At 39.5% G+C, this 24007-nt stretch carries 24 protein-coding genes, 1 other RNA gene and 1 pseudogene; 19 read left to right on the plus strand and 7 right to left on the minus strand.

The window, feature by feature from the left end:
- Positions 1 to 130 precede the first annotated feature (130 nt).
- The 11 genes from M3Z76_RS14710 to M3Z76_RS14760 all read left to right on the plus strand — a co-directional run bounded on the left by M3Z76_RS14710 (position 131) and on the right by M3Z76_RS14760 (position 10330).
- A complete protein-coding gene (locus M3Z76_RS14710; protein WP_293928288.1) occupies positions 131 to 1315 on the plus strand; it encodes a phosphoglycerate kinase in 1185 nt (394 codons plus the stop codon).
- A 70-nt stretch (positions 1316 to 1385) separates the two neighbouring features.
- Entirely contained in the window at positions 1386 to 2147 is a 762-nt protein-coding gene (gene tpiA / locus M3Z76_RS14715) for a triose-phosphate isomerase (RefSeq protein ID WP_293928286.1), read from the plus strand.
- On the plus strand, positions 2140 to 3678 hold the full coding sequence (gene gpmI, locus M3Z76_RS14720; protein ID WP_293928282.1) for a 2,3-bisphosphoglycerate-independent phosphoglycerate mutase: 1539 nt from the start codon (positions 2140 to 2142) through the stop codon (positions 3676 to 3678). The genes tpiA and gpmI overlap by 8 nt, the downstream gene beginning before the upstream one ends.
- A 25-nt stretch (positions 3679 to 3703) precedes the next feature.
- The gene (gene eno / locus M3Z76_RS14725) at positions 3704 to 4996 is read left to right on the plus strand and encodes a phosphopyruvate hydratase (protein ID WP_293928280.1); all 1293 of its coding nucleotides are present in this window, start codon (positions 3704 to 3706) and stop codon (positions 4994 to 4996) included.
- 383 nt (positions 4997 to 5379) lie between these two features.
- A complete protein-coding gene (locus tag M3Z76_RS14730; protein WP_293928277.1) occupies positions 5380 to 5640 on the plus strand; it encodes a transposase in 261 nt (86 codons plus the stop codon).
- A 343-nt stretch (positions 5641 to 5983) separates the two neighbouring features.
- Entirely contained in the window at positions 5984 to 6637 is a 654-nt protein-coding gene (locus M3Z76_RS14735) for a nitrous oxide reductase accessory protein NosL (protein ID WP_293928274.1), read from the plus strand.
- Positions 6627 to 7874: a right-handed parallel beta-helix repeat-containing protein gene (locus M3Z76_RS14740; protein ID WP_293928271.1), complete on the plus strand. Its 1248-nt coding sequence runs from the start codon at positions 6627 to 6629 to the stop codon at positions 7872 to 7874. Before M3Z76_RS14735 ends, M3Z76_RS14740 begins: the two co-directional genes overlap by 11 nt.
- The gene (locus M3Z76_RS14745; RefSeq protein WP_293928268.1) at positions 7871 to 8323 is read left to right on the plus strand and encodes a nitrous oxide reductase accessory protein NosL; all 453 of its coding nucleotides are present in this window, start codon (positions 7871 to 7873) and stop codon (positions 8321 to 8323) included. Before M3Z76_RS14740 ends, M3Z76_RS14745 begins: the two co-directional genes overlap by 4 nt.
- A complete protein-coding gene (locus M3Z76_RS14750; protein ID WP_293928265.1) occupies positions 8320 to 9117 on the plus strand; it encodes an ABC transporter permease in 798 nt (265 codons plus the stop codon). Before M3Z76_RS14745 ends, M3Z76_RS14750 begins: the two co-directional genes overlap by 4 nt.
- On the plus strand, positions 9114 to 9800 hold the full coding sequence (locus M3Z76_RS14755) for an ABC transporter ATP-binding protein (protein ID WP_293928263.1): 687 nt from the start codon (positions 9114 to 9116) through the stop codon (positions 9798 to 9800). The genes M3Z76_RS14750 and M3Z76_RS14755 overlap by 4 nt, the downstream gene beginning before the upstream one ends.
- Positions 9797 to 10330, plus strand: a complete 534-nt coding sequence (locus tag M3Z76_RS14760; protein ID WP_293928260.1) for a TlpA family protein disulfide reductase — start codon at positions 9797 to 9799, stop codon at positions 10328 to 10330. Before M3Z76_RS14755 ends, M3Z76_RS14760 begins: the two co-directional genes overlap by 4 nt.
- A 45-nt stretch (positions 10331 to 10375) precedes the next feature.
- Here M3Z76_RS14760 and M3Z76_RS14765 read toward each other — a convergent pair whose 3' ends face one another.
- On the minus strand, positions 10376 to 11734 hold the full coding sequence (locus M3Z76_RS14765) for a PepSY-associated TM helix domain-containing protein (protein WP_293928257.1): 1359 nt from the start codon (positions 11732 to 11734) through the stop codon (positions 10376 to 10378).
- 233 nt (positions 11735 to 11967) lie between these two features.
- Here M3Z76_RS14765 and M3Z76_RS14770 point away from each other — a divergent pair.
- Positions 11968 to 12309: pseudogene (locus M3Z76_RS14770) on the plus strand (HIT family protein); the annotation flags it as partial.
- Between the two features lie 47 nt (positions 12310 to 12356).
- On the opposite strand, the gene M3Z76_RS14775 reads toward M3Z76_RS14770, so the two are convergent.
- From M3Z76_RS14775 to M3Z76_RS14790, 4 genes are all read right to left on the minus strand, one after another.
- Positions 12357 to 13322 carry a PepSY domain-containing protein gene (locus M3Z76_RS14775; RefSeq protein WP_293928254.1) on the minus strand — a complete coding sequence of 322 codons (966 nt, stop codon included), beginning with the start codon at positions 13320 to 13322 and terminating at the stop codon, positions 12357 to 12359.
- Positions 13323 to 13412: 90 nt separating this feature from the next.
- On the minus strand, positions 13413 to 14060 hold the full coding sequence (locus tag M3Z76_RS14780) for a PepSY domain-containing protein (protein WP_293928252.1): 648 nt from the start codon (positions 14058 to 14060) through the stop codon (positions 13413 to 13415).
- A complete protein-coding gene (locus M3Z76_RS14785; RefSeq protein ID WP_293928249.1) occupies positions 14053 to 15393 on the minus strand; it encodes a sensor histidine kinase in 1341 nt (446 codons plus the stop codon). The genes M3Z76_RS14780 and M3Z76_RS14785 overlap by 8 nt, the downstream gene beginning before the upstream one ends.
- Positions 15383 to 16063: a response regulator transcription factor gene (locus M3Z76_RS14790; RefSeq protein WP_293928246.1), complete on the minus strand. Its 681-nt coding sequence runs from the start codon at positions 16061 to 16063 to the stop codon at positions 15383 to 15385. Before M3Z76_RS14790 ends, M3Z76_RS14785 begins: the two co-directional genes overlap by 11 nt.
- Before the next feature lie 142 nt (positions 16064 to 16205).
- Here M3Z76_RS14790 and secG point away from each other — a divergent pair, with 142 nt between their 5' ends.
- The 6 genes from secG to ssrA all read left to right on the plus strand — a co-directional run bounded on the left by secG (position 16206) and on the right by ssrA (position 21103).
- On the plus strand, positions 16206 to 16433 hold the full coding sequence (secG, locus tag M3Z76_RS14795; protein ID WP_293928243.1) for a preprotein translocase subunit SecG: 228 nt from the start codon (positions 16206 to 16208) through the stop codon (positions 16431 to 16433).
- 79 nt (positions 16434 to 16512) lie between these two features.
- Positions 16513 to 16749 carry a hypothetical protein gene (locus tag M3Z76_RS14800; protein WP_293928240.1) on the plus strand — a complete coding sequence of 79 codons (237 nt, stop codon included), beginning with the start codon at positions 16513 to 16515 and terminating at the stop codon, positions 16747 to 16749.
- Between the two features lie 91 nt (positions 16750 to 16840).
- On the plus strand, positions 16841 to 17590 hold the full coding sequence (locus tag M3Z76_RS14805) for an alpha/beta hydrolase (RefSeq protein WP_293928237.1): 750 nt from the start codon (positions 16841 to 16843) through the stop codon (positions 17588 to 17590).
- A gap of 38 nt (positions 17591 to 17628) precedes the next feature.
- A complete protein-coding gene (rnr, locus tag M3Z76_RS14810) occupies positions 17629 to 20019 on the plus strand; it encodes a ribonuclease R (protein WP_293928235.1) in 2391 nt (796 codons plus the stop codon).
- Between the two features lie 65 nt (positions 20020 to 20084).
- On the plus strand, positions 20085 to 20549 hold the full coding sequence (gene smpB / locus M3Z76_RS14815) for an SsrA-binding protein SmpB (RefSeq protein ID WP_293928233.1): 465 nt from the start codon (positions 20085 to 20087) through the stop codon (positions 20547 to 20549).
- A gap of 197 nt (positions 20550 to 20746) precedes the next feature.
- Positions 20747 to 21103: a transfer-messenger RNA gene (ssrA, locus tag M3Z76_RS14820) on the plus strand.
- Positions 21104 to 21624: 521 nt separating this feature from the next.
- On the opposite strand, the gene M3Z76_RS14825 is transcribed toward ssrA, so the two are convergent.
- A complete protein-coding gene (locus tag M3Z76_RS14825) occupies positions 21625 to 21993 on the minus strand; it encodes an integrase core domain-containing protein (RefSeq protein WP_293928230.1) in 369 nt (122 codons plus the stop codon).
- Positions 21994 to 22143: 150 nt separating this feature from the next.
- Positions 22144 to 22530 (minus strand): hypothetical protein, encoded by a 387-nt coding sequence (locus tag M3Z76_RS14830; protein WP_293928227.1) that lies wholly within the window; start codon positions 22528 to 22530, stop codon positions 22144 to 22146.
- 142 nt (positions 22531 to 22672) lie between these two features.
- Between M3Z76_RS14830 and M3Z76_RS14835 the strand changes: the two genes are divergently transcribed.
- Positions 22673 to 23782 (plus strand): transposase, encoded by a 1110-nt coding sequence (locus M3Z76_RS14835; protein ID WP_293928225.1) that lies wholly within the window; start codon positions 22673 to 22675, stop codon positions 23780 to 23782.
- Positions 23783 to 24007: the final 225 nt, after the last annotated feature.

Below are 24007 nucleotides of genomic sequence, written 5' to 3' on the forward strand. Positions count from 1 at the left end.
GGAATGGAGGAAGGGATTTTTCCCTTGCTCCATTTTTATTAGAAATGGCAAGACATTAGATGTGACTTTTGCTACTATAAAACTAAGCGCGCCAAACAGCGTGACCAATAATGTTGAAGGGAGCTTTTTTATGTTAAATAAAAAGACGATGAAGGATATCGATGTCAAAGGGAAGCGCGTATTTGTACGTGTAGACTTCAATGTGCCAATGGAAGAGGGGCATATTACAGATGACACACGCATTCGTGCAGCATTGCCAACGATTCAATATTTAGTTGACGCAGGGGCAAAGGTAATTTTAGCATCCCATTTAGGTCGTCCTAAAGGTGAAGCAAATGAAGAAATGCGTCTAACAGCAGTAGGAACACGCTTAGCTGAATTAATCGAGCGCCCTGTAACGAAATTGGATGAATCAATTGGTGAAACTGTAGAAGCAGCGATTGCAGCAATGCAAGATGGCGATATCGTATTATTAGAAAATGTTCGCTTCCATAAAGGCGAGGAGAAAAATGACCCAGCACTAGCAGAAAGCTTTGCAAAATTAGCGGATGTTTATGTAAATGACGCATTTGGCGCAGCGCATCGTGCGCATGCAACAACGGAGGGCGTTGCAAAGTTCATTCCGGCTGTATCAGGCTTCTTAATGCAAAAGGAATTAGATGTTCTAGGAAAAGCTTTATCAAATCCTGAGCGTCCATTCACAGCCATTATTGGTGGCGCAAAAGTAAAAGATAAAATCGGCGTAATCGAAAACTTATTAGAAAAAGTAGACCACTTAATTATCGGTGGCGGCTTATCATATACATTTGTTAAAGCTTTAGGGCACGATGTTGGTAACTCTTTATTAGAGGAAGATAAAATCGAGCTAGCAAAAAGCTTTATTGACAAAGCGAAGGAAAAAGGCGTGCAATTACATATGCCTGTTGACGCTGTCATCGCAGATGAATTTTCAAAGGATGCTGCGACACAAGTAGTAGACATTGACGCAATTCCAGCAGACTGGATGGGTCTTGATATTGGACCGAAAACAGCAGCTAACTATGCTGATGTTATTGCAAAGTCCAAGCTTATTATTTGGAACGGGCCGATGGGCGTATTCGAAATGGAGAAATTCGCAAACGGTACGAAAACAGTTGCGGATGCAATGGCAGCAACAGAAGGCTACACGATTATCGGTGGCGGCGATTCAGCAGCAGCGGTTGAAAAGTTCGAAGTAGCAAGCAAAATGAGTCATATCTCAACAGGTGGCGGCGCAAGCTTAGAGCTAATGGAAGGCAAGGAGCTACCAGGCATTATAGCATTAAACGATAAGTGAGTGGCTGATTGTTAAGCTAAAAACTTCATAGTCAGTGCTTATGAGACAAATAATCATTGGAGGCAAAAACATGCGTAAACCAATTATTGCAGGAAACTGGAAAATGTATAAAACATTTGATGAGGCTGTAGAGTTTGTAGAAGCAGTGCAAGATAAAATTCTAGCAAATGATAAAGTAGATGCAGTCATTTGTGCACCAGCACTTTATTTACCAATCCTTGTACAAATTCAGGCTGATTCAGAGCTAGCAATCGGTGCACAAAATATGCACTTTGAAAATGAGGGGGCATTTACAGGTGAAGTAAGCCCATCACAGCTAGCAAGCGTAGGTGTGGACTATGTTGTTTTAGGCCACTCAGAGCGCCGTGAAATGTTTAACGAAACGGATGAGGCAGTAAATAAAAAGGTACGTGCAGCTTTAAATCATGATATCGTGCCAATTATTTGCTGTGGCGAAACATTAGAAGAGCGTGAAGCTGGTCAAACGACAGCGAAAGTATCAGGTCAAATACGTGCAGCGCTAGAAGGCTTCACAGGCGAAGAAGTAACACATATGGTTATCGCCTATGAGCCAATTTGGGCAATCGGCACAGGCAAAACAGCGACTGCTGATGACGCTAACGAAACATGTGGCGCGATTCGCGCAGTAGTGAATGAGCTATACGGTAGCGAGGTAGCAGAAGCGGTGCGCATTCAATATGGCGGCTCTGTAAAACCAGAAAATATCGTTGAATTATTATCAAAAGAGCATATTGATGGCGCATTAGTTGGCGGTGCAAGCTTACAGCCAGAATCATATTTAAAATTATTGGAGGCGGGGGCAAATGCCTAAAAAGCCAGTAGCATTAATTATTTTAGATGGCTTTGCATTGCGTGATGAAGTCAAAGGAAACGCAGTGGCGCAAGCGAACAAGCCAAACTTTGACCGTTATTGGAATGTCTACCCTCACACAACGTTAACAGCTAGCGGTGAGGCAGTAGGACTACCAGACGGGCAAATGGGTAATTCAGAAGTTGGGCATTTGAATATTGGTGCAGGGCGCATCGTTTATCAAAGCTTAACACGCATTAACAAGTCGATTCGTGAAGGCGATTTTTTCCGTAACGAAGCGTTTTTACAAGCGGTAGAGCATGTGAAAAAGCATGGTTCAAAGCTGCATTTAATGGGGCTGTTATCTGATGGTGGCGTACATAGCCATTATGAGCATCTATTTGCTTTATTAAAGCTAGCAAAAGCAAATGGTGTGGAAGATGTATATGTACACGGCTTTTTAGATGGACGCGACGTTGGACCAACGACAGCAATAGAGTATGTTGAAGAAACAGAAAAGCAAATGGAAGCAATCGGTGTCGGTAAGTTTGCTACAATTCATGGTCGTTACTATGCAATGGACCGCGACAAGCGCTGGGATCGTGTCGAGCTATCCTACAAAGCATTAGTTGATGGTATCGGTCAAACAGCAGCAACGGCAAAAGAGGGTATTTCATCTTCTTATACGCGTGAAGTAGTGGATGAGTTTGTTGTACCCTTCGTGATCACGAAGGAAGGGCAACCAACTGCGACGGTTGATACGAATGATGCGGTTATTTTCTTTAACTTCCGACCAGACCGTGCAATTCAGTTATCAAAAATATTTACAAACCCAACATTTGACGGCTTTACACTTTCAGAGAAGCATCCTGAAAATGTGCTATTTGTATCATTTACACATTATAGTGACGAAGTGAATGCAGTTGTTGCTTATGAAAATGATAATTTAGTCAATACTGTAGGGGAAGTCATCGCTGCAAACGGCTTGAGGCAGCTTCGTATTGCCGAAACAGAAAAATATCCACATGTGACATTTTTCATGAGCGGTGGGCGCGAAGAAAAGTTTGCTGGGGAAGAGCGCATTTTAATTGCCTCTCCAAAAGTTGCAACATATGATTTACAGCCAGAAATGAGCGCATATGAAGTAACGGATGCACTGCTCGAGGCAATTGAAGCAGAGCGCTTTGATGCGATCCTATTAAACTTTGCAAACCCTGATATGGTTGGACATAGCGGTATGCTAGAGCCAACGATTAAGGCGATTGAAGCAGTGGATGAATGCTTAGGAAAAATAGTTGATGCAATCCTTGCAAAAGGTGGCGCAGCAATTATTACGGCTGACCATGGTAATTCAGATGAGGTCATTACACTCGACGATTTACCGATGACAGCCCATACAACAAATCCTGTCCCAGTGATTGTGACACAACGCGATGCAGTATTAGAGCAAGATGGCATTTTAGCAGATCTTGCACCAACGATGCTTGCACTGCTTGAAGTGGAGCAACCAGCTGAAATGACAGGTAAGTCATTAATTATGACAACAAAATAAGCTTAACGAAAAAGGAGAATGTAACATGCCATTTATTACACAAGTTTATGCTCGCGAAGTATTAGATTCACGCGGTAACCCAACAGTAGAGGTAGAAGTATTTACAGAATCAGGTGCATTTGGTCGCGCTATCGTGCCATCAGGCGCATCAACTGGTGAATATGAAGCAGTTGAATTACGCGATGGTGACAAATCACGCTACTTAGGTAAAGGTGTATTAAAAGCAGTTGAAAACGTTAATACAATTATTGCTGAAGCATTAGAGGATAATTTCTCTGTATTAGACCAAGTAGTTGTAGACCAAGCATTAATCGAGCTTGACGGCACAGAAAACAAAGGCAAATTAGGTGCTAATGCAATTTTAGGTGTATCAATGGCAGTTGCACACGCAGCAGCGAACTACTTAGACATGCCATTATACCAATACTTAGGCGGCTTCAATGCGAAGCAATTACCAGTACCGATGATGAACATCTTAAATGGTGGGGCACACGCAGATAACAACGTGGATATCCAAGAATTCATGGTTATGCCTGTAGGCGCAGAATCTTTCACACATGCATTACGTATCGGTGCTGAAATTTTCCATAGCTTAAAAGCGGTATTAAAAGACAAAGGCTTAAACACTGCTGTAGGTGACGAAGGTGGTTTCGCACCAAACTTAGGCTCAAACGAAGAAGCGATTACAGTAATTTTAGAAGCAATCGAAAAAGCTGGCTACAAGCCAGGTGAAGAAGTACGTTTAGCAATGGACGTAGCATCTTCAGAGCTATTCAATAAAGAAGATGGCAAATACCATTTAGATGGTGAAGGCGTTGTGAAAACGTCTGAAGAAATGGTTGACTGGTACGAAGAATTAACATCGAAATACCCAATCATCTCAATCGAGGATGGCTTAGACGAAAACGACTGGGCTGGTCATAAATTATTAACAGAGCGTATCGGTAACCGCGTACAATTAGTAGGCGATGATTTATTCGTAACGAACACAACGAAGCTTTCTCGCGGTATTGAAGAAGGCGTAGGCAACTCAATTTTAATCAAAGTAAACCAAATCGGTACGTTAACAGAAACGTTCGACGCAATCGAAATGGCGAAGCGCGCAGGCTACACTGCCGTAATCTCACACCGTTCTGGTGAATCAGAGGACGCAACAATTGCAGACATCGCTGTTGCAACAAACGCTGGTCAAATCAAAACAGGTGCTCCATCTCGTACAGACCGCGTAGCTAAATACAACCAATTACTACGCATCGAAGACCAACTAGATGCAACTGCACAATATTTAGGCTTAAAAACATTCTATAACTTAAAATAAGATGAAAAACAATTTGAAATCACCAAAAATACAATTGAATTTAGTTGTATGATTCGATATTTTAAATTGTAATTAATGTTAAACAACTTCTAATTTGTAGATTAAATTCTACGGATTGGAGGTTGTTTTTTTGTTGCTTGAAGATTTATTAAAAGAGTTTTTAATGGACTTAAAATTGTAGAATTATTCACAGCGGACAATTGATACTTACTCTTATAATATTTCTGCTTTTTAGAATTTGGAAAAGAAAATTTCGAATCACTTAATGTAAAAAACGTATCGTCTGTGCATTTTAAAATGTTTATCAAGTGGATGTAATATAGAGTCATGGACATACTCACGCTAAGTTAGTAAAATAACCTATATGAGAGGACGTGTCCGACATGAGTCAAAAAAAATATAATCAAGCGTTCAAACAAACTGTGGTGGAGCTTTATCGCTCTGGCACACTGGTCAATCAACTATCCAGCGAATATGGTGTATCAGAAGTCACAATTTATAAATGGATTAAACTCCATTCTCCGATTGAAGGAACAAATGAGTTAACGGCAGCTGAAGTGGCTGCGATTCAAAAGGAAAATCTACGTTTGAAACAAGAGGTAGACATTCTAAAAAAGGCTATGACCATATTCGCGCAAAAATAGACGACCAAGAACTCATCAATCACATTGAAAAAGAAAGCGAGCATCAACCTGTTCAGTTGACATAGATCCAATAGTTATGTATTAATATGTGTTTGTAAGATTGGGAGAAAGGATGATAATTGTGAATATATCTTGTTAAGTGATTTATGATTATATGGTTGTTATTAAAGTAATATTTAACTTTTGATTCAGCTAAAGCGTATATTATAGTTCCCTCCCAGATTCCAGCTATTTTTATTTCACACAATGTCACAATTATTGTCACCTATATTTTGATTTTCTTTCACATTTTTATAGTAGAGTATATTATGTATAATGAAAAAATAATCTTGGAGGGAAGGCAATGAAGAAAATATTTTTTGTTGTTCCATTTATACTGGCACTTTATGCATGTGGTGATAATAGTACAGTAGGAACAGACAAAGCATCTGAACCAGAAGAGGTTGTATCAGAGGAACAACCAAAAAATGAGGTTACATATTTAGCATCCACGGCTGAATGGGAAATTGACAATCGTTTACAGGAACCAGCCGAGGATACGATTTGTGAAATTTGTAATATGAAAGTATACACAAGAGACCATGAGTTAGGTGTATTTTCTGCGCAAGCTGTAAAAGCAGATGGAACAATTGCATTTTACGATGACATCGGTTGTTTATTAAGTGCAGAAAAAGCTGAACATCAATCTATCGAAAAGTTTGTGCGAGATTATATTACACTAAACTGGATTGATATTGAAGAAGCGACAGTAGTCAAAACAGATATGAAATCACCGATGAATTGGGGCTATATATTCTTTGCTTATGAGGAAGATGCAAATACATATATCTCAGAAAATCCAACAGCAAAGATTGAAGAATTAGCAGTAGTGAAACAAGCAGCACAAGAGCGCCATGAAAAAATGATGCAGGAACATGGAGGCAGTCATGGTGAAGGTGAAGACCATGAGCATAATAATGAGAATCAAGATGAATCGGAAGAGCATAATGGTCACTAATATGAAAAAGGGCATTTTACTTGCCCTTTTTTTCTGTATGGTTGGATTTGCGACCCCCGTATATGCACAGAGCCTACAGCAACAGATTAATCAACTCCCGTCAGGTAGTATTTTAGAGTTAGCACCAGGGCAATATTCTGAAGACCTCATTCTCGATAAAGCGATTCATATTAATGGGAATCACAAGGTCAAGCTCTTTGGCAAGGTAACTATCATCTCTGATGATGTTGAGGTTAATGGTATGCAATTTCTTGGCGAACAAGGCATTGTCGCAAAGAAAGTGAAAAATATTAAGATAACTGAAAGCTCTTTTCAAACGAAGCGATTTCCTATTTATTTTGATAGTGTCATAAATAGCGAGATTATGGAAGTAGAGATTAGTGGTGAAGAAGGTCATTACTCCAAAAAAAGTCATGGTATTTCTCTTTATAAGTCAAAGGATATTTATGTAAAAAACAATAGGATTAAACAAATGCAAGATGGCATTTATTTAGAAGATAGCGTACGTGTGACGATTGAAGGAAATACGATTACACATGGACGCTATGGAACACACATTATGTATGGTGAGAATATCCAATTATTACATAATACCTATGCTCACCATATAACGGGCATTATGGCAATGATGGTCGATGATTTAACTATAGAAAATAATTCAGTTAAACATCAAAATGCCTTAAATAGTTCAGGTCTAACACTGTATCAAACAACCAAAGTGAATATTGTTCATAATGCGATTCGTGAAAATTCGATTGCTGTTCAATTTCAACAGGCAGAATCAGTAAATATGTCTGACAATATCATCGCAAGTAATTTACTTGTGCTAAAAAATATACAGCCAAAAGATATACTGGTTACAAATAATAAGTTCTATGGCAATGTATTAGTCGCTTCAAGTGGGTCTAAGGGAATTACATTATTAGCTAATAGTTATGATGATTATGATGGTGAGGATTTTGATGGAGACGGTTATGGTGATAGCGTATACACTGTCACTTCTACTTTTGGTCAATGGGTCTTAAAAAATGAATATTATCAATATTTTATTGGAAATACAGCGACAGGGTTGTTATCGAGGATGGATACAAACATATCGGAAGCAAATGCTCTGGTCGATGTGAAGCCTGTGATTCAAGAGGGGCAGGTATGGCAATTATCCTTCTCAGGGAAGCACTTTATTATGGGCATCGCTTTATTTATTCTATTAGTTTTTAGTTGGAGGAGATTGAAATGAAAAAAATTATTTTATTATTCATTATGGGACTTTTGCTAATTGGTTGCTCAGAACAATCAGTTGAACCACGAAAAATCGACCCAGAAACGGATATTTGTCTTGTATGCAATATGGGGATTACACATTCAGATTATGCAGGACAAGTGATTTTTAAAAACAATGATTACTTAGTATTTGATGATTTAGGCTGTTTAATTGAATATTTAAGAGAGCCAGAGCAAGAAGTCGCAGTAGCGTACATTCAATCAAATGATAAGCATGAGTGGATAGATGTAAAAAAGGCTGCCTATATATACAATGAAGATTATTGGACACCAATGAATTATGGTGTACTTGCTTTTGCATCAGTCGGGGATGCAACTATTTACGAGCAGGAGAATGGGGCAGGGAAGGCTCTTACTTATGATGAGCTAGTAACGTCATTTAATTGGGGTGTGCATGAGCATTGATTAAATCGGAAATAAAGCAGCTTTTCCGGAGCAAATGGATTTATATGTTGCTTTGTATTTTTATTGTGTTATTTGTTTCTATTTTAATGCTACAGCAATTAAATGTGGACGCAGGTGGATTTGACCGTTTTCAAGCCTCGATATTAAATTTATTACTTTTTTTGTTTCCTTTATTTATCCTGACAATTGGAGCGATGAGCATTGCTGCTGATATTGAATCAGGTTGGTATCAATTAATTCGCTCCTATCCAGTCAATATCATACATTATTTAACTGCTAAGTATGTTGCATTGGTTACTATATTCTTATTTGCCCTGTTTACTACAGAGGCAGTGATATTACTTATGGGGGCTTTCTTTGGTGGTGTCCATATAGATAGGTATTTTCTTATACTAACAATCGTTATTATCGCTGTTTTTAGTGCAATGAGCGTAATGATTGGTGCTATTTCTATACATCGCTTACAAGCGCTAGGTTTTAGTTTAGGGGTATGGGCACTTTTCACATTATTAAGTAATTATATTGTGATGGCGGTTGGCACAATCATCCCTAAGCAAATGTATGAAAATGTAATTTATGCCCATGTTCATCTAAATATTATCGAGTGGTTACGTTATATTTATTTAATTCAAATTGAACAAACCGGCATTTTAGGTAAGTCGTTTTATTACTTAACACAGTTTTATGAAACGAAAATCGGTTTTTTCCTCATGATAGGTATTACTGCATTATGGTGGTTTATGCCACTTTGTCTTGCCTATTTTAAGCTAAAACGTAAGGAGAACTCTAAATGATTGAGCTACAAGAAGTAGTAGTAACATATCGTAAAGGACGACAAATCGGACCTGTTACCTACCAAATGACAAGTGGAAAAATTATCGCATTAGTCGGGGAGAATGGTGCTGGAAAAAGCACTATCATGAAATTGATTATGGGGCAATTACCTGTAGATAGCGGCACGATAACGGGAATTCCTAAAGGGAAGGTACGCTATATGCCTGACGATTTGAACTTTCCTACTACATTAAAAGTGGGTGAAATTATTGAACTGCTAGGAAAATTAAAAGGAATTACAAAAGAAAGTCAAAAGGAGATTTTAAAGCGAGCTGATTTATTTGACCATATCAATAGTTTTGTTAGTGAGCTATCTAAAGGAATGCGACAGCGCTTAAACTTTGCGCAAAGCTTGTTAGGGGAATGTGATGTCTATATTTTAGATGAACCCACTAACGGGCTAGACCCGTATTGGATTAACAGGGTGAAATCCATTTTAAAGGAAGAGAAAGATAAAGGTCAATTAATCTTATACTCTACTCACTTGCTATCAATGGTTGAAGAGATGGCAGATGAAGTCATTTTTATTCATAAAGGTCAAGTTCTTGCCTCTGGTAATATCTCAAATCTAAAACTTCAATACGCTGAGAATTCATTAGAAGCCTTATGGATGAAATTGTATTTAAAGGAGGAAACGTCTTGAAGAATTTGCTTTCCGGTGGCGTTATTTTTATCTTAGTAGCGCTTATAGTAGTTAATTATTTAGCACCAGATAAAAAAGAGACTGTAAAAGAAGAGGCTAACACAAAAGATGTAGAGCTTTCTGACAGAGCTGTACAAAATTTTGAATTGCCAAATATTTTGGGTGAAAAAGCAACATTATACGATTATTTAGGTAAACCTGTTGTCCTTACATTTTGGGCAACGTGGTGTGGTCCTTGTAATGAAGAAATGCCGCGATTACAAAAATATTATGAGACAAAGCAAGATGCACATATTGTAGCAGTCAACGCAACTGATATGGAGGCAAGTATAGCAGCCGTCACTAAATATGCTGCTAATAAGGGATGGAGTTTACCTATCTTATTTGATGAAACGGGAGAAATCCGAAAGAGGTTTGGCGGCTTTACCATACCAACGACTGTATTTTTGAGCGCAAATGGCGAAATCGTTCATGAAGTTTATGGAGCTATTGATGAGGCATATATAGATAATATTTTGGAGCAATTATAAATAAAATCAGGCGCCAAAGTAATTGGTGCCTGATTTTTAAATTCATTAGCTCTCTTTGAGTGTTGTTTGTTGTCTTTTCGTAAAATAGAGAACCAGCTCAATGAAAACAACGAGAATCAGTGAGATACCGAAGAGTGGCATTATAATACCCAATACAACGACAAAAATATAAAAAGGAATAGAGATTTCTTTTGCTATAGGTGGTGCAGAAATCATCCCCTTTTGCCTGCGCAATAGCCATGTTTTGAATCCAAGGTAAATCAAATATAAGAAGGCTAGACAGACAAATAAATTGATAATTTTATTTGCCCAACCAAATAAATGCCCTTCGTGAAGAGGGATGCCCCATGTGAACCATTTCCCTAAAATTCCATATTCATCGTAACCAACAGAAGAAATAAATGTCCCACTATATTGGTCAAAATAAATTGTGATTTCTTCATCTGGACTGACATCTAGCCCTGTAACACCTGTACCTGAGCCTTTAGCAACTGTAAAAACACCTTCTTCAGAGCTAGGTAAAATAATAGAGTAAGGCTTTGGAATATTTTCATTTTCAATATGTCCGATTAATTCCTCGACAGATAATGCATATTCATTTGAGTAATCTGCAGCGCCTGTATGTCCTCCATGACCTGAATGATCCTGAGCATTAGATGTTGGCGTTTCATTTTTACGTGTAATCCACGGAATCTCATTTACTTCAGATGTTGGCGGATTTTGCTGCAACTCAGGAATACCGATGGATGGATTTTCTTGTGCAGCCGTATAGATAAAATGTCCCATCAATGCTGACCATGGTAACCCTGTAAAAATAATAGCCACCATAGGAATCGTAATCATCACACCTAATAGAGCATGCCATCTTCGAGAACGAATGCGTGTTGTTTCTGTCTGTGCTTTTTTCCACAACTTCTTTCTAACAGTCATATAGAGACCTGAAAGTAATAAGAAAATAGCCCAACATGCAGCTAACTCCACTAAATAATTAACGAATGTTCCACCTATGAACAAGGAGCTGTGTAGATTTCTTAGGACATTGGAAAATGTATAATTGGCATCCTGACTGCCTACAATTTGATAGTTATCATCTAAAAATACATACTTTTGCTCGCCCGCACTGTTAGTCATGGTTAATCGAGTATTATATGGCTCGTCCAATATAATGATTTTACTAAGGGAATAGTCGTTAAACGCTTCCTTTGCTTGCTCAACTCCTTCATCAATTGTAAGCTTTGTTTTTTGGTCACTATCGCCAAAGAAGGAATCCGCATATAGTTTATTTTCCACTTCGGGGTAGAATAAGTAGCCTATACCACTGATTGTTAATGTAAGTAACAATGGGGTAATGAATAATGCAGCGAAAAAGTGCCATCGCCAAAAACGATTGTAGAAGTTCTTCATAAAGCCTCCTGTAGTGTATAATTCTTTTTACATGAATAATATACATAATAAGTGTGAAATTTGAATGATATTTTTAGGGGAAATTTAAGGTTAATAGAAAAATTTTATTTAAATGATAGCGAAAAACACACAGATTATCAATATAAAAATCAGCTTGCTACGACAATTAATTTTAAGAATCATTTTTTAAAGAATTAACAACATTAGCAGCGAGTAGCGTTGAACAAGATAACCCGATCAAAGGATTAATTATATTAGCCTCTAAACGCCATATTAAATGCTTTGATGAATTAACAGAGGAAGAAAAGTTAGATTATATTACAGTTTTATCAAAAATTAGAGCTGTACAAAGAAAGGCTTTAGGGATAGAGCATGTCTATTATTTTTACAATGAGGATACAACACATCATTTTCATACTTGGCTAGTCCCACGCTATGACTGGATGTATCAATTTGGGCGCTCGGTAGAATCTGTAAGACCTGTTTTGTTGCATGCTAGAAACCATATGAATAGTGAGGGAAATATCAATACAGTGATGGAGGCGATTCAGCAGCTAACAAAAGAGTTGAATTAACAAGAGCTGTTCGAAAAGCACGCTTTTCGAACAGCTCAAAATGACAACTAGTCATCAATGCTATATTCTAAAACTTCTCCAGTTTGTGCATCAATTTCAAATTCGTGTTCAATTTTGCCATCTTTAATTTCAACTTCATAAATATAGCGGCCATCATCTTCGTCAAGCTTAGCTTTTTTCACTTTACCAGTGACTTGCTTTTGGGCAATCGCAATCGCTTGCTGTGACGAAATCAAGTTGCTTGGCTTGTTAGATACATTTGAAGTGGCATTGTCATTATGGGAATTTTTATTGTCCCAATTATCATGACTTAAAACAGCCCCCGTTTTTGCATCAATATCAAATGTGTTGACGATGCTGCGGTCACGCACGATGATTTCATAAATCTCTTTGTTATTTTTAGAAGTTAGCTTAGCCTTTGTTACTTGACCAGAAGCCTGTTTTAACGCAATATCCATCGCCTGTTGCTTTGTAATAAGATTTTGTGTATTAACAGGTTGCTTAGCTGTATTTAAAGTCTTACGCTCAACGATCGTTACTGCACCTGTTTGTGCATCCACTTCAAGCTCTATTTTTTCTGTCGCTGTTTTTATTTCGATTTCATAATGTGGAATATTGTCATCGCCATCGTAATCAAAATCAATGATTTGCCCTGCAAATTGCTTTAAGGCAATATCTGTTGCTTGTTGCTCTGTAATTGAGTTTGCCGTTTGTTTTGTTGCATTCAATGCTTCACGTTCAACAACTGTTACTGCGCCAGTTTTCGCATTCACTTCAAGCTCTAGCTTTTCCGTTGCAGTTTTTACGTCAATTTCATAATGTGGAATTCTGTCATCACCATCATAATCAAAATCAATGATTTGTCCTTCAAATTGCTTTAATGCCAGTTCTTTTGCTTGCTGAGCTGTAATCGTTGCCGCTTTTTCCGCTGAGCCAGATAAGTCATTTTGTGCGAAAATATAACCACCAATCATGCCGACAAGTACCGTAGGAATAATCCAATATTTTTTCATTTCTCATACACTCCTTCTGTTGCTTATAGCCTCATTATAAAAAATGAAAATGAGATGACTGTGAGAGCAACATTAGAATTTAATGAGAATTTAATCATCGAATTCTACAGTTATAATTTTCCCTGTAATAGCATGGATAACAAACTTTGTTTCATAGTCGCCATGCTCTATTTCAATTTCATATGTGCCGCCATCATCCGTTTTCTTAAATTTTGCCTTATCAACAATGCCAGGCTGCTCCTTTAGCGCAATTTGAATTGCCTGCTCTTGAGAGATTTTATAGCTTTTATTTTCTGGAGTAGGCTGCTTTGTTTGTGGCTTAGTGGCTTGCTCATTCGTCTTAGGCTGTTCCACTGGCTTTTGTACTGTATCATTTTTTTGTTCTACTTGTTTTGTATTTTCTTGCACTACATCACTTTTGGAATTGTCTTTTGTAACAACTTCTTTCTTTTCATCTATCTGTGCTACAAATTGATGGACAAGTGTTAAATTGGAAGGATGCCTATTTTCTAAATCAACATTGACCTGGTAAATACCCTCTGCTGTGGCAAAGGATACTATAGCGATATCATCCTCCATCGCAATTGACTTGACTTCACCTGCATATAAATTTTCAATATGCTGTTGCACATCGGCCTCACTTAGCGGCTGCTTTTGCATAATGTTATTCAATCCAGAAAAGAGGAAATAGCTAACGATACATGTTGCAATCAACAATAAAATGACCTTTCTATTCATGTATCATCACATCCTTACTCGAAATTGTCACAGTTGTACCAACACCGACAGCACTGCTAATTTGTATCGTTAAATGCAGTAAATCAGCTAGCTCCTTAGCAATTGCCAAACCAAGCCCAGTGCCACCTGTTTTACGATTACGCGCTTTATCAACACGATAAAAGCGCTCAAATAAATGTGGTAAATCCTTTTCAGGTATACCGATACCTGTATCCTCAATAATAATTTGCTTATCTGTCATTGTTACTGTAATGGGCTGATCGCTATATTTACGCGCATTATCAATAAAAATAAAGAGCAGCTGCTTTAATTTCGCAGCATCTGTCATCAACATAAAGCTATTGCCTTCTATGCGAACTTCACGCGCATAGGCCTGCTGCATTGTCATGGCAATTTCCTGCAATAACGGCTCAATATTTGTCTGAGCTGAAGCAATTTCAACATTTTCGTTGACAGAGGCAAGCTGTAGCATTTGTGTAATCATATCCTGCATATTTGCTGTTTCCTTCGTAATGGCTGTCAGCGCCTCGTAAGCGACCTGCTCATTTTGAAAGCCACGACGCTGCAAAAGCTTGGCATAGCTTTCGATAACAGTGAGCGGCGTTTTCAGCTCATGTGAGGCATTGCCAACAAATTGCTGCTGCTTCAAATAATTGTCCTCTAAACGATGCATTAGCGCATTATAGGTCGTTGTCATCTCCGCAATTTCATCTTTTTTATTTTGCTGTAAAGGTAACTGCTCATAGCGATTTGTTGTAATGTTTTGCTGCATTGTCGTTGTCAGCTGTTGAATTGGCTTTGCGATAATACCTGCTAAAATCGAGCTCGCTAAATAAATTGGAATAATTGCAACTAATGCCATAGCAATTAAAATCCATTTTAAAAGGGCAATGTTTTGCGCAATATTAGGCAATGGCTCAATCAATTGTAATGTAACAACTTCACCTGTTGACCAAATAAGCGGATAGTTGGTTGCGATGATAGGCATATCTTTCCAATAAGAAATTGTATAATCAGCATTTTCCTCTAATATGAAAGGGATGCGCTCAACAGTTGCCGTCGCCTGCATATTCATTAGCTGTTCACCCTTCTCGTCTACGATACGCAAAGCACCATTTGACGGAATATACGCACGCAAAAAGGAGCTAATATTCATGTTGGCATCTACCTTGCTCATCCCACTCATTAATTCACCTGCACGATTTTGCAGCTGTGTATATTCATTTTGAAAGGCGAGCTTTTGATAAATCAGAAATATACCTGTAAAGCTTGTCGTAATAATAAATAATGTAAGCAATGTCGAAAATAAATTAATCTTCGTTTTAAGCTTCATCGTTCGCTACCTTCAAGACATAACCAACACCGCGTACTGTATGAAGCAGGGGAGTACCTACTGCATCAATTTTTTGACGCAAATAACGAACATAGACATCAACAACGTTCGTATCGCCAAAATAATCATAGCCCCAAACGGTCGTTAAAATTTGCTCTCGACTTTGCACATGCTGTGGATGCTTTAAAAAATGAACGAGTAAATCATATTCGCGTGGCGTTAAATGAATTGCTTGTCCTGCACGCATCACCTCGCGTGTCTGCTCATTTAAAAATAAATCCGCAAACCTCAATTGTTCCTCGCGCTGTACAGTTCTTGTGCGCAAAGCAGCGCGAATACGGGCGAGCAATTCCTCAAAATCAAAGGGTTTTGTGACATAATCATTTGCTCCTAAATCCAGTCCCGTTACTTTATCTTCAACGAGCCCCTTTGCTGTTAGCAAAATTACAGGTGTATCATCCTTTTTCCGAATGCGCTGCAATACTTCAAAGCCGTTCATCTCAGGCAGCATCACATCGAGCAATACGAGGTCCCACTGCTCCTCGCGATAGGCAATTAATCCTTCTGCTCCTGTATGTGCTACTTTTGTTGCGTAGTTTTCAAATTCAAGCTCCAATTGCAAAACACGCGCAATTTGTGGCTCATCCTCTATAATTAAAATTTTTTGCATAGCTAGGACCTCCAATCTTATATTTATCCTAGATGATAAGAATAGGAGATGCAAGTGACTTGAAATATTTCGCATTGTCATATAGAAGGGCATTTGGTATAATGAATCTTGTTGCAATGTTTGGGATGCAGGAGGTGGACGTATGCATACGTTATTAATGACTTTACTTATTATCGTTTCGATTGCTTTAATTGTTACTGTATTATTACAATCAGGTAAAAGTGCAGGTTTATCAGGGGCCATCTCTGGTGGAGCGGAGCAACTATTCGGTAAACAAAAAGCGCGCGGTATGGATTTAATTTTACACCGCACAACAATCGTATTAGCGGTAATTTTCTTTATTTTAACACTTGCTATTACAAAAATTTAATTAAAGTGAGACAAGCTGTCCATAAGTGAAAACTTATGTGGCGGCTTTTTGTTTAAACATTTTTTCGAGGGGGGAATAGATGGTGACGAGATGGAATAGGGAGGATATTATATTTGACAGCTTACATGAAGCAGATGTGTGGGCTGACTCAATAGCTAATGAAATTTACGCTCGACTTTATGATGGCTATGATACGCCAGATTATAAAATAGCCTATTCTTTAGCTTTTAGGCTTGCGGGGATAAAAGAATTGAAAGTAATGACAGAATCAACAGCTGCCCGATATAAAGTTTGGGTAGTAGATGATAAATCCTAAAAGAAAAGCTCGATTTTTCGCCATCATTGGTTGTTTTACTTTATAATGTAAATTAGACGGGCAATTGTTGAAAAGTATGGAGGACAAAACAATGAAACTAACACAGCCAAAACCATTTTTCTTTCAAGCGGGGAAGCGAGCTGTACTGCTATTGCATGGCTTTACAGGTACCTCTGCCGATGTGCGCATGCTTGGACGTTTTTTAGAGAAGAAGGGCTACACTTCTCATGCGCCACATTATAAAGGGCATGGTGTACCACCAGAGGAGCTACTCGTGACGAATCCGAGTCAGTGGTGGCAGGATGTGCAGAATGGCTACCAATTTTTAAAGGAACAAGGCTATGAGGAAATTGCGGTTGCGGGATTATCCCTTGGTGGTGTTTTTTCATTAAAGCTGGCAATGAACTTTCCAGTGAAGGGCATCGTGACAATGTGTTCACCGATGACGATGCGCACATTAGATATTATGTTTGACGGTGTGCTAGACTATGCAAAGCAATATAAAAAATATGAAGGAAAAACTGACGAGCAAATCGAACTAGAATTGCAAGCGATTCGTCAGCAAGGTATGCCGTCCTTAAAGGATTTGCAAAAGCTTGTTGACGATGTATACCGCGAAATTGATATGATTTATGCACCGATTTTCGTCGTGCAGGCAACAAAAGATGACGTAATTAATCCAGATTCCGCGAATATGATTTACGAAGGTGTGGAATCCTTAAAGAAATCGATGAAATGGTATGACAATTCAGGACATGTCATTACACTAGATAAAGAAAAGGAACAGCTACATGAGGATGTGTATGCCTTTTTAGAAGCACTTGATTGGCATGTCGATTAATTGGAAATAGAGATGTTTGTTAGTAAGGAGGGACAATAATGACGCAAAAAAATGATTTACAGCAGCGCTTGCTAGAGCTGATGAAAAGTCAAGAGTACAAGCCAATGACCGTTTCAGAAATTGAAGATGTCTTTGGCATGATTGAAGCAGAGGAATTTAAAGAGCTTGTCAAAACCTTAGTAAAGATGGAAGCACAAGGCTATGTTGTACGCTCACGTGCCAATCGCTATGGCTTACCAGAGCGCATGAATTTATTGCGCGGACGCTTTATCGGCCATGCAAAAGGCTTTGGTTTCGTCGCACCTGAGGAAGACGGGATGGATGATATTTTCATCCCACCACATGAAATTAATGGTGCACTAAATGGCGATACGGTATTAATTCGTGTACTAAACGAATCATCAGGCGATCGCCGTGAAGGAACGATTACGAAAATTGTTGAGCGTAGCAAAACGACTTTCGTCGGTACATACCAAGCAAATCGTGGCTTTGGTTTTGTAATACCTGATGATAAAAAATTAAATATGGACATTTATGTAGCCAAAGAGGATACACTCGGCGCAGTAGATGGACATAAGGTCGTTGTCGAAGTAACTGCATGGCCAGATGAAATTAAATCGGCTTCGGGTATGGTGACAAAAATATTAGGGCATAAAAATGACCCTGGTGTCGATATTTTATCCATTCTTTATAAATATGATATCCCACCTGAATTCCCGCAAGAGGTTGTCGATGCGGCAGGGCAAGTATCTGATGAAGTGTCAGAGCAGGATTTAATCGGGCGTCGTGACCTACGCAATGAAGTCATTGTCACAATTGATGGCGCAGATGCCAAGGATTTAGATGATGCCGTAACCGTAACGAAAAATGCAGATGGCACATACAAGCTTGGTGTGCATATTGCGGATGTGAGCCATTATGTAGCAGAGGGCTCTGTATTAGACCAAGAAGCATATGAGCGTGCCACATCTGTTTATTTAACAGACCGCGTAATTCCAATGATTCCGCACCGCCTATCAAACGGTATTTGTTCATTGAATCCACAAGTAGATCGCTTAACACTATCTTGTGAAATGACAATTGATGGTAGCGGGCAAGTTGTGCAGCACGAAATTTTCCAAAGTGTTATTAACACAACAGAGCGTATGACCTATACAGATGTTTATAAAATTTTAGAGGAACCTGATGAGCATCCAGAGCTACTACAACGCTATGAGCAGCTTGTACCGATGTTTCAGCAAATGGCAGAGCTAGCCGCTATTTTACGCCAAAAACGTATGGCACGTGGGGCGATTGACTTTGATTTCAAGGAATCAAAGGTGCTAGTGAATGAAGAAGGCTGGCCAACTGATATTGTGCTGCGTGAACGCACAGTAGCGGAGCGCTTAATCGAGGAATTTATGCTTGCTGCGAACGAAACGATTGCCGAGCATTTCCACTGGATGGAACTACCATTCCTTTATCGTATACACGAAGACCCGAAACCAGAAAAGCTACAGCGCTTCTTTGAGTTTGTAACGAATTTCGGCTTAGTCATAAAAGGAACAGGTAACTCTGTCCATCCAAAAGCATTGCAGGAAATTATTCGCTCGATTGAAGGCATGCCTGAGGAGCCAGTGATTTCAACGATGCTACTGCGCTCATTACAGCAGGCAAAATACTATCCAGAATCGCTAGGGCATTTCGGCTTATCGACAGACTATTACACGCATTTCACATCGCCAATACGCCGTTACCCAGACTTAATCGTGCACCGCTTAATTCGCACATATTTAATTAATGGTGACACATCAAAGGAAACGGTATTCAAATGGCAGCAAGCGATGGATGAAATTGCTGACCATACATCAGAGCGCGAACGCCGTGCTGTAGAAGCAGAGCGCGACACAGACGCACTGAAAAAAGCACAATTTATGTTTGATAAAATTGGTGAAGAATTTGTCGGCATGGTATCATCCTTGACAAACTTCGGCATGTTTGTTGAGCTACCAAACACAGTAGAAGGCCTTGTCCATATTAGCAATATGACAGACGACTACTACCGCTTCGATGACCGCCAAATGGTACTAATCGGCGAGCGCACAGGACGCCAATTCCATATCGGTGATGAAGTGACAGTACGCGTCGCAAACGTAGTCATCGAGGAATCATCCATCGACTTTGAAGTTGTTGGCATGGTCACATCACATGGTGGACGCCCACGCAAAGCTGCACCAAAGGTTATTCACGCAGGACGCGCTGAAAAGAAAAGTGGCGAACGCTCAGAGCGCCGTGACAGAAGAAAGCGTGACGATGAACGCCCAGGACGCAAAAAAAGCAAAACAGCTGAACGTGACCCACGCGGACGCCGCAAAGACGGCAAAGCAAAGGATAAACCAAAATTCTACGAAGGCGTCGCTAAAAAAGGCAAAAAGAAAAAGAGAAAATAAAACAAGATATAATGAGAATAAGCTGCTCATACCAATCGTGAGCAGCTCGCTGTGAGGTGTAACAAATGGCAAAAGGAACGGGCAAAGTACTAGCCCAAAACAAAAAGGCAGGACACGACTACTTCATCGAAGAAACATACGAAGCAGGCCTCGTCCTAACAGGCACAGAAATCAAATCAATCCGTGCAGGCAAAGTCCAACTAAAGGACTCGCACATTCGCATTCGCAACGGCGAAGCATGGGTCTACAACATGCACGTCAGCCCATTCGACCAAGGCAACCGCTTCAACCACGACCCACTGCGCAACCGCAAGCTCCTACTACACAAACGACAAATCGGTCAGCTAGTAGGCGCAGTCAAACGCGATGGCTACACCATCGTGCCATTAAAAATGTATATCAAGGATGGTTATGCAAAGCTATTAATCGGTCTAGGTAAAGGGAAGAAGGACCACGATAAACGTGATGATTTACGCAAAAAAGAAGCAAAGCGTGAAATGGAACGTGCTTTCAAGGACCGCCAACGCTAATGTTGAGCAGCACGCTATTATGGGCGTGCTACTCAAAAAAATGAAAAATTTAACAAGTAATATCACTTGATGTTTGACTATCTTTGTCTTATAATAGTGACTATAATGCCAGCGAGCAGCTACTCATACGTTGCTCATTTTACAGCATGCATTAAGCAGTGCTGACCGTATACGGTTTACAAACCGGATTATTATCCGGGGACGTTACGGATTCGACAGGGGTGGTTCAAGCTCTGGTCGCGCGTCGGAGGTCTCGGCTCCGTCATCAACGGAAGTTATATAATAACTGGCAAACAACAAAACTTAGCTTTCGCAGCGTAAGCTCGTAGGCGCTCTGCCTCTGCATCACCCATGTGCAGTACGTAGGGCTCAACTTTAAGTGGGATACGGTCGGTGGTGCCGCTTGAGTCACCGACAAGAGACTTCCAAGCTAGCGTGCAGGACGCCTGTCTGTCGGCATAATGCCACGTGAACTGCAAATAGACAAACTACACGCGTAGAAGCCGGCGTATTGGAGCTTCTGGACGCGGGTTCGACTCCCGCCGTCTCCATAATTTACCAGCCTATAAATGGCGGTATATCAACGATTTTCGAGGTTAGGGATATTGAACGGGAGTTGAACTCTTGTTGAATATCCCTATTTTCATCCCTATGGAAAAATAACATATTTGAACGATTCTTAGACCTTCTAATTAAAAAATTGGGAGGTGATATATTGCGAACCGAAAAGACCACCAGTGCGGAACTTTAAGCCACTCAATGCGGACAATTGTAAGCGCCAAATACAGCACACCTTCAACGAATTTCATGGCCATGAGACAATCATGAAAATGAATCAAGTTGGAGGTTTTTTTATGAAACGATCGGAACGCCAATTAATGTGGCAATCTCGTATTCGGTGTTTGTCAATATAGTTGTCGCATCGAGCTATTTTACTTTTCTACTAAACTCCTATTCGTTCCAATCAAATCCCCAATTCAATAGAAGCTAGCGCGCTGTGCTTGCTGTCCTGTTGATGTTCAATGGAAAGCGATTTTCTTTCCATTGAACATCAACAGGGAAAAGGGGGATTTTTTTATTCCTGAGCGACTTCTTTTATCGGATTCAGTGCTACTTGTTGTTGCGCTGACCAATTGCGTGTTTGCACAGCCCAACGCTCTGGATGCTTCTGTTTAGCTTCTTCATACACTTCTTTTCTTTTCTCTAAAATTTCCATATTTTTACCAGTATGGCACTGCACTGGCGTCACAAATTTCAAGGCGCTATGTAAATGCACTTCGTTGTACCAGCGGATAAATTTTAATGCCCAAGCACGTGCTTCCTCTACGGACTTAAACCCTTTTCGTGGGAAATCAGGACGGTATTTCAACGTCCGAAACATCGCTTCTGAATAGGGATTATCGTTGCTGACACGTGGTCTTGAATACGAGCTTTGAATGCCCATTTTCTCCAGAAACCCTTGAAAAGTGGAGGCTTTCATCGGGCTGCCATTGTCCGAATGAAGGACGAGTGGCGCACCTTGAATTTTTTCATTCAGTACCGCTTTTTGTACCAGTTGCTCCGCATAGTTTGCTTCTTCGGTTTCCCAAACCTCCTAGCCGACAACCTTGCGACTAAATAAATCAATGATTAAATAAAGACGATAAAACATACCTTTCACAGGTCCTGCTAACCACGTAATGTCCCATGTCCATACTTGATTCGGTGCCACAGCGAGATGACTTTCTGGTATCCGTTTCGTCGGTTTTTGACTAAAGCCTCGGTGATTTTGCATCTTTTCTTCGCGTAATACACGGTAAAATGTTGATTCTGAAGCGATGTACGTCCCTTGATCAGCTAACTTTGGGACAATTTGTGTTGGTGGTAAATCGGCATATTCATCTTGCTTCACTACGGTTGAAATCTCTGTTCGTTCTTCTTCAGATAGCTTTGTAATACGACCATCTTCACGGAAACGATTGACGCTGCACCAGCTTATCAACGGAATACAGTTCGCGTGAATGAATGCTTACGTGAAATCGCTTTTCGAACAAATTGCGTACAAGCCGCTAAATTGAGTGAAAAGCTAGGGTTACCCGTGAGTCATGATACGTTGCTTCGCTTGATTTATCAGACACCTCAGATTGCTGTGCCGTCTCCCTTTCCTTGCGATTGATGATTTTGCCTTTCGAAAAGGAGATCGTTACGGCACCATTGTTTGTGATTTACGTACGAACAAGCCTCTTGCTTTATTGAATGGTCGCGATACAAAGACCGTAGAAGATTGGTTAAAAACACAAACAAAATTGTACGTAGTCGCACGCGAGGGCTCTAACTCATATCGAGCAGCGATTACAACTGCTTCACCTGATATTGTCCACGTGAGCGATCGATTCCATCTTGTTCAAAATCTTTTTAAAACAGCGAAAGACGCATTGTCACGTCTCTTGCCTGCTTATATTGAACTGCCAGAAGAGCAGGCACACATGATTGAACCACCTATTCCAACGCCATTAAAACCAAAAGAAGAGAGATGGGTATTGATACAAGAAATCAAACAGGCCTATCAAACAGGTCAATCCCAACGTGAAATCGCAAGGCAGTTTAATATGAGTCGAAATACGGTTAAAAAATATATCGAAATAAAAGAACCAATCTTGTATTATCGTGAATCAAAAATCTCTGCCTTAATACGACCATTTTATGAACTTGTCCAAGAACGAACCGAAAGTGGTGTGACAGTGCGAGCGATTTTAAAAGAAATCGAAGGCTTAGGGTTCAAAGGCAGCTACTCAACCGTCCGAAAAACGGTCGAGCGTTTAAAACCCACAAAAGAGCCATCTATCCCACTGTCCAAGAAGGTCAGTCGTAAAAAAATCATTCTAGGTTTTTGGCGCTTTTATGAACAATTAAAAGAAAAACAGCATCAAATGTTGCAAGTGACATTAAGTAATTATCCAGAAACACAACCGATTTACGCATTCGTCCAGCTAGTTAGAGTTGCCTATTCAACAAGCGACCTACAAACATTCCTGCAACTTCTCCGTTATTTTGAGCGAGAAGAGACAAAAGAAATCAAACGATATGTAACGGCCATAAAAGAGGATTTAGAAGCTGTTAAAGCCTCCTTTATTTATACATTTAATACAAGCATTGTGGAAGGGCAGATTAATCGACTAAAGATGTTAAAACGTATGATGTACGGTCGCGCAAGTATTGAATTGCTTGAAAAACGTGTACGGTTTAACGGATGATACTATATTGATAAAGTAATTTACAACACTACTACATATACCTAGCACTTTTCACTAAAAAAGCGTAAGAACCTTTTGGTTCGCAATATTCAATTTTCATTAAGTTCAGTATTGCAATATTTACAGTTATGCATAAAATCACCTTCACTTGAATCAATTTCATAATTCGATTTTTTTAAGAGCTTAGACTGCTCCTGTGCCTGATTTTTAATTTTTTAAAATTAC

The organism is Metasolibacillus sp. (assembly GCF_025291715.1).
Classification (GTDB): Bacteria; Bacillota; Bacilli; order Bacillales_A; family Planococcaceae; genus Metasolibacillus; species Metasolibacillus louembei.

Coding starts and splice junctions, on each gene's coding strand:
- M3Z76_RS14710 (WP_293928288.1), top strand. CDS start 131: ATGTTAAATAAAAAGACGATGAAGGATATCGATGTCAAAGGGAAGCGC.
- tpiA (WP_293928286.1), top strand. CDS start 1,386: ATGCGTAAACCAATTATTGCAGGAAACTGGAAAATGTATAAAACATTT.
- gpmI (WP_293928282.1), top strand. CDS start 2,140: ATGCCTAAAAAGCCAGTAGCATTAATTATTTTAGATGGCTTTGCATTG.
- eno (WP_293928280.1), top strand. CDS start 3,704: ATGCCATTTATTACACAAGTTTATGCTCGCGAAGTATTAGATTCACGC.
- M3Z76_RS14730 (WP_293928277.1), top strand. CDS start 5,380: ATGAGTCAAAAAAAATATAATCAAGCGTTCAAACAAACTGTGGTGGAG.
- M3Z76_RS14735 (WP_293928274.1), top strand. CDS start 5,984: ATGAAGAAAATATTTTTTGTTGTTCCATTTATACTGGCACTTTATGCA.
- M3Z76_RS14740 (WP_293928271.1), top strand. CDS start 6,627: ATGGTCACTAATATGAAAAAGGGCATTTTACTTGCCCTTTTTTTCTGT.
- M3Z76_RS14745 (WP_293928268.1), top strand. CDS start 7,871: ATGAAAAAAATTATTTTATTATTCATTATGGGACTTTTGCTAATTGGT.
- M3Z76_RS14755 (WP_293928263.1), top strand. CDS start 9,114: ATGATTGAGCTACAAGAAGTAGTAGTAACATATCGTAAAGGACGACAA.
- M3Z76_RS14765 (WP_293928257.1), bottom strand. CDS start 11,734: ATGAAGAACTTCTACAATCGTTTTTGGCGATGGCACTTTTTCGCTGCA.
- M3Z76_RS14775 (WP_293928254.1), bottom strand. CDS start 13,322: ATGAAAAAATATTGGATTATTCCTACGGTACTTGTCGGCATGATTGGT.
- M3Z76_RS14780 (WP_293928252.1), bottom strand. CDS start 14,060: ATGAATAGAAAGGTCATTTTATTGTTGATTGCAACATGTATCGTTAGC.
- M3Z76_RS14785 (WP_293928249.1), bottom strand. CDS start 15,393: ATGAAGCTTAAAACGAAGATTAATTTATTTTCGACATTGCTTACATTA.
- M3Z76_RS14790 (WP_293928246.1), bottom strand. CDS start 16,063: ATGCAAAAAATTTTAATTATAGAGGATGAGCCACAAATTGCGCGTGTT.
- secG (WP_293928243.1), top strand. CDS start 16,206: ATGCATACGTTATTAATGACTTTACTTATTATCGTTTCGATTGCTTTA.
- M3Z76_RS14800 (WP_293928240.1), top strand. CDS start 16,513: ATGGTGACGAGATGGAATAGGGAGGATATTATATTTGACAGCTTACAT.
- M3Z76_RS14805 (WP_293928237.1), top strand. CDS start 16,841: ATGAAACTAACACAGCCAAAACCATTTTTCTTTCAAGCGGGGAAGCGA.
- rnr (WP_293928235.1), top strand. CDS start 17,629: ATGACGCAAAAAAATGATTTACAGCAGCGCTTGCTAGAGCTGATGAAA.
- smpB (WP_293928233.1), top strand. CDS start 20,085: ATGGCAAAAGGAACGGGCAAAGTACTAGCCCAAAACAAAAAGGCAGGA.
- M3Z76_RS14825 (WP_293928230.1), bottom strand. CDS start 21,993: ATGGGCATTCAAAGCTCGTATTCAAGACCACGTGTCAGCAACGATAAT.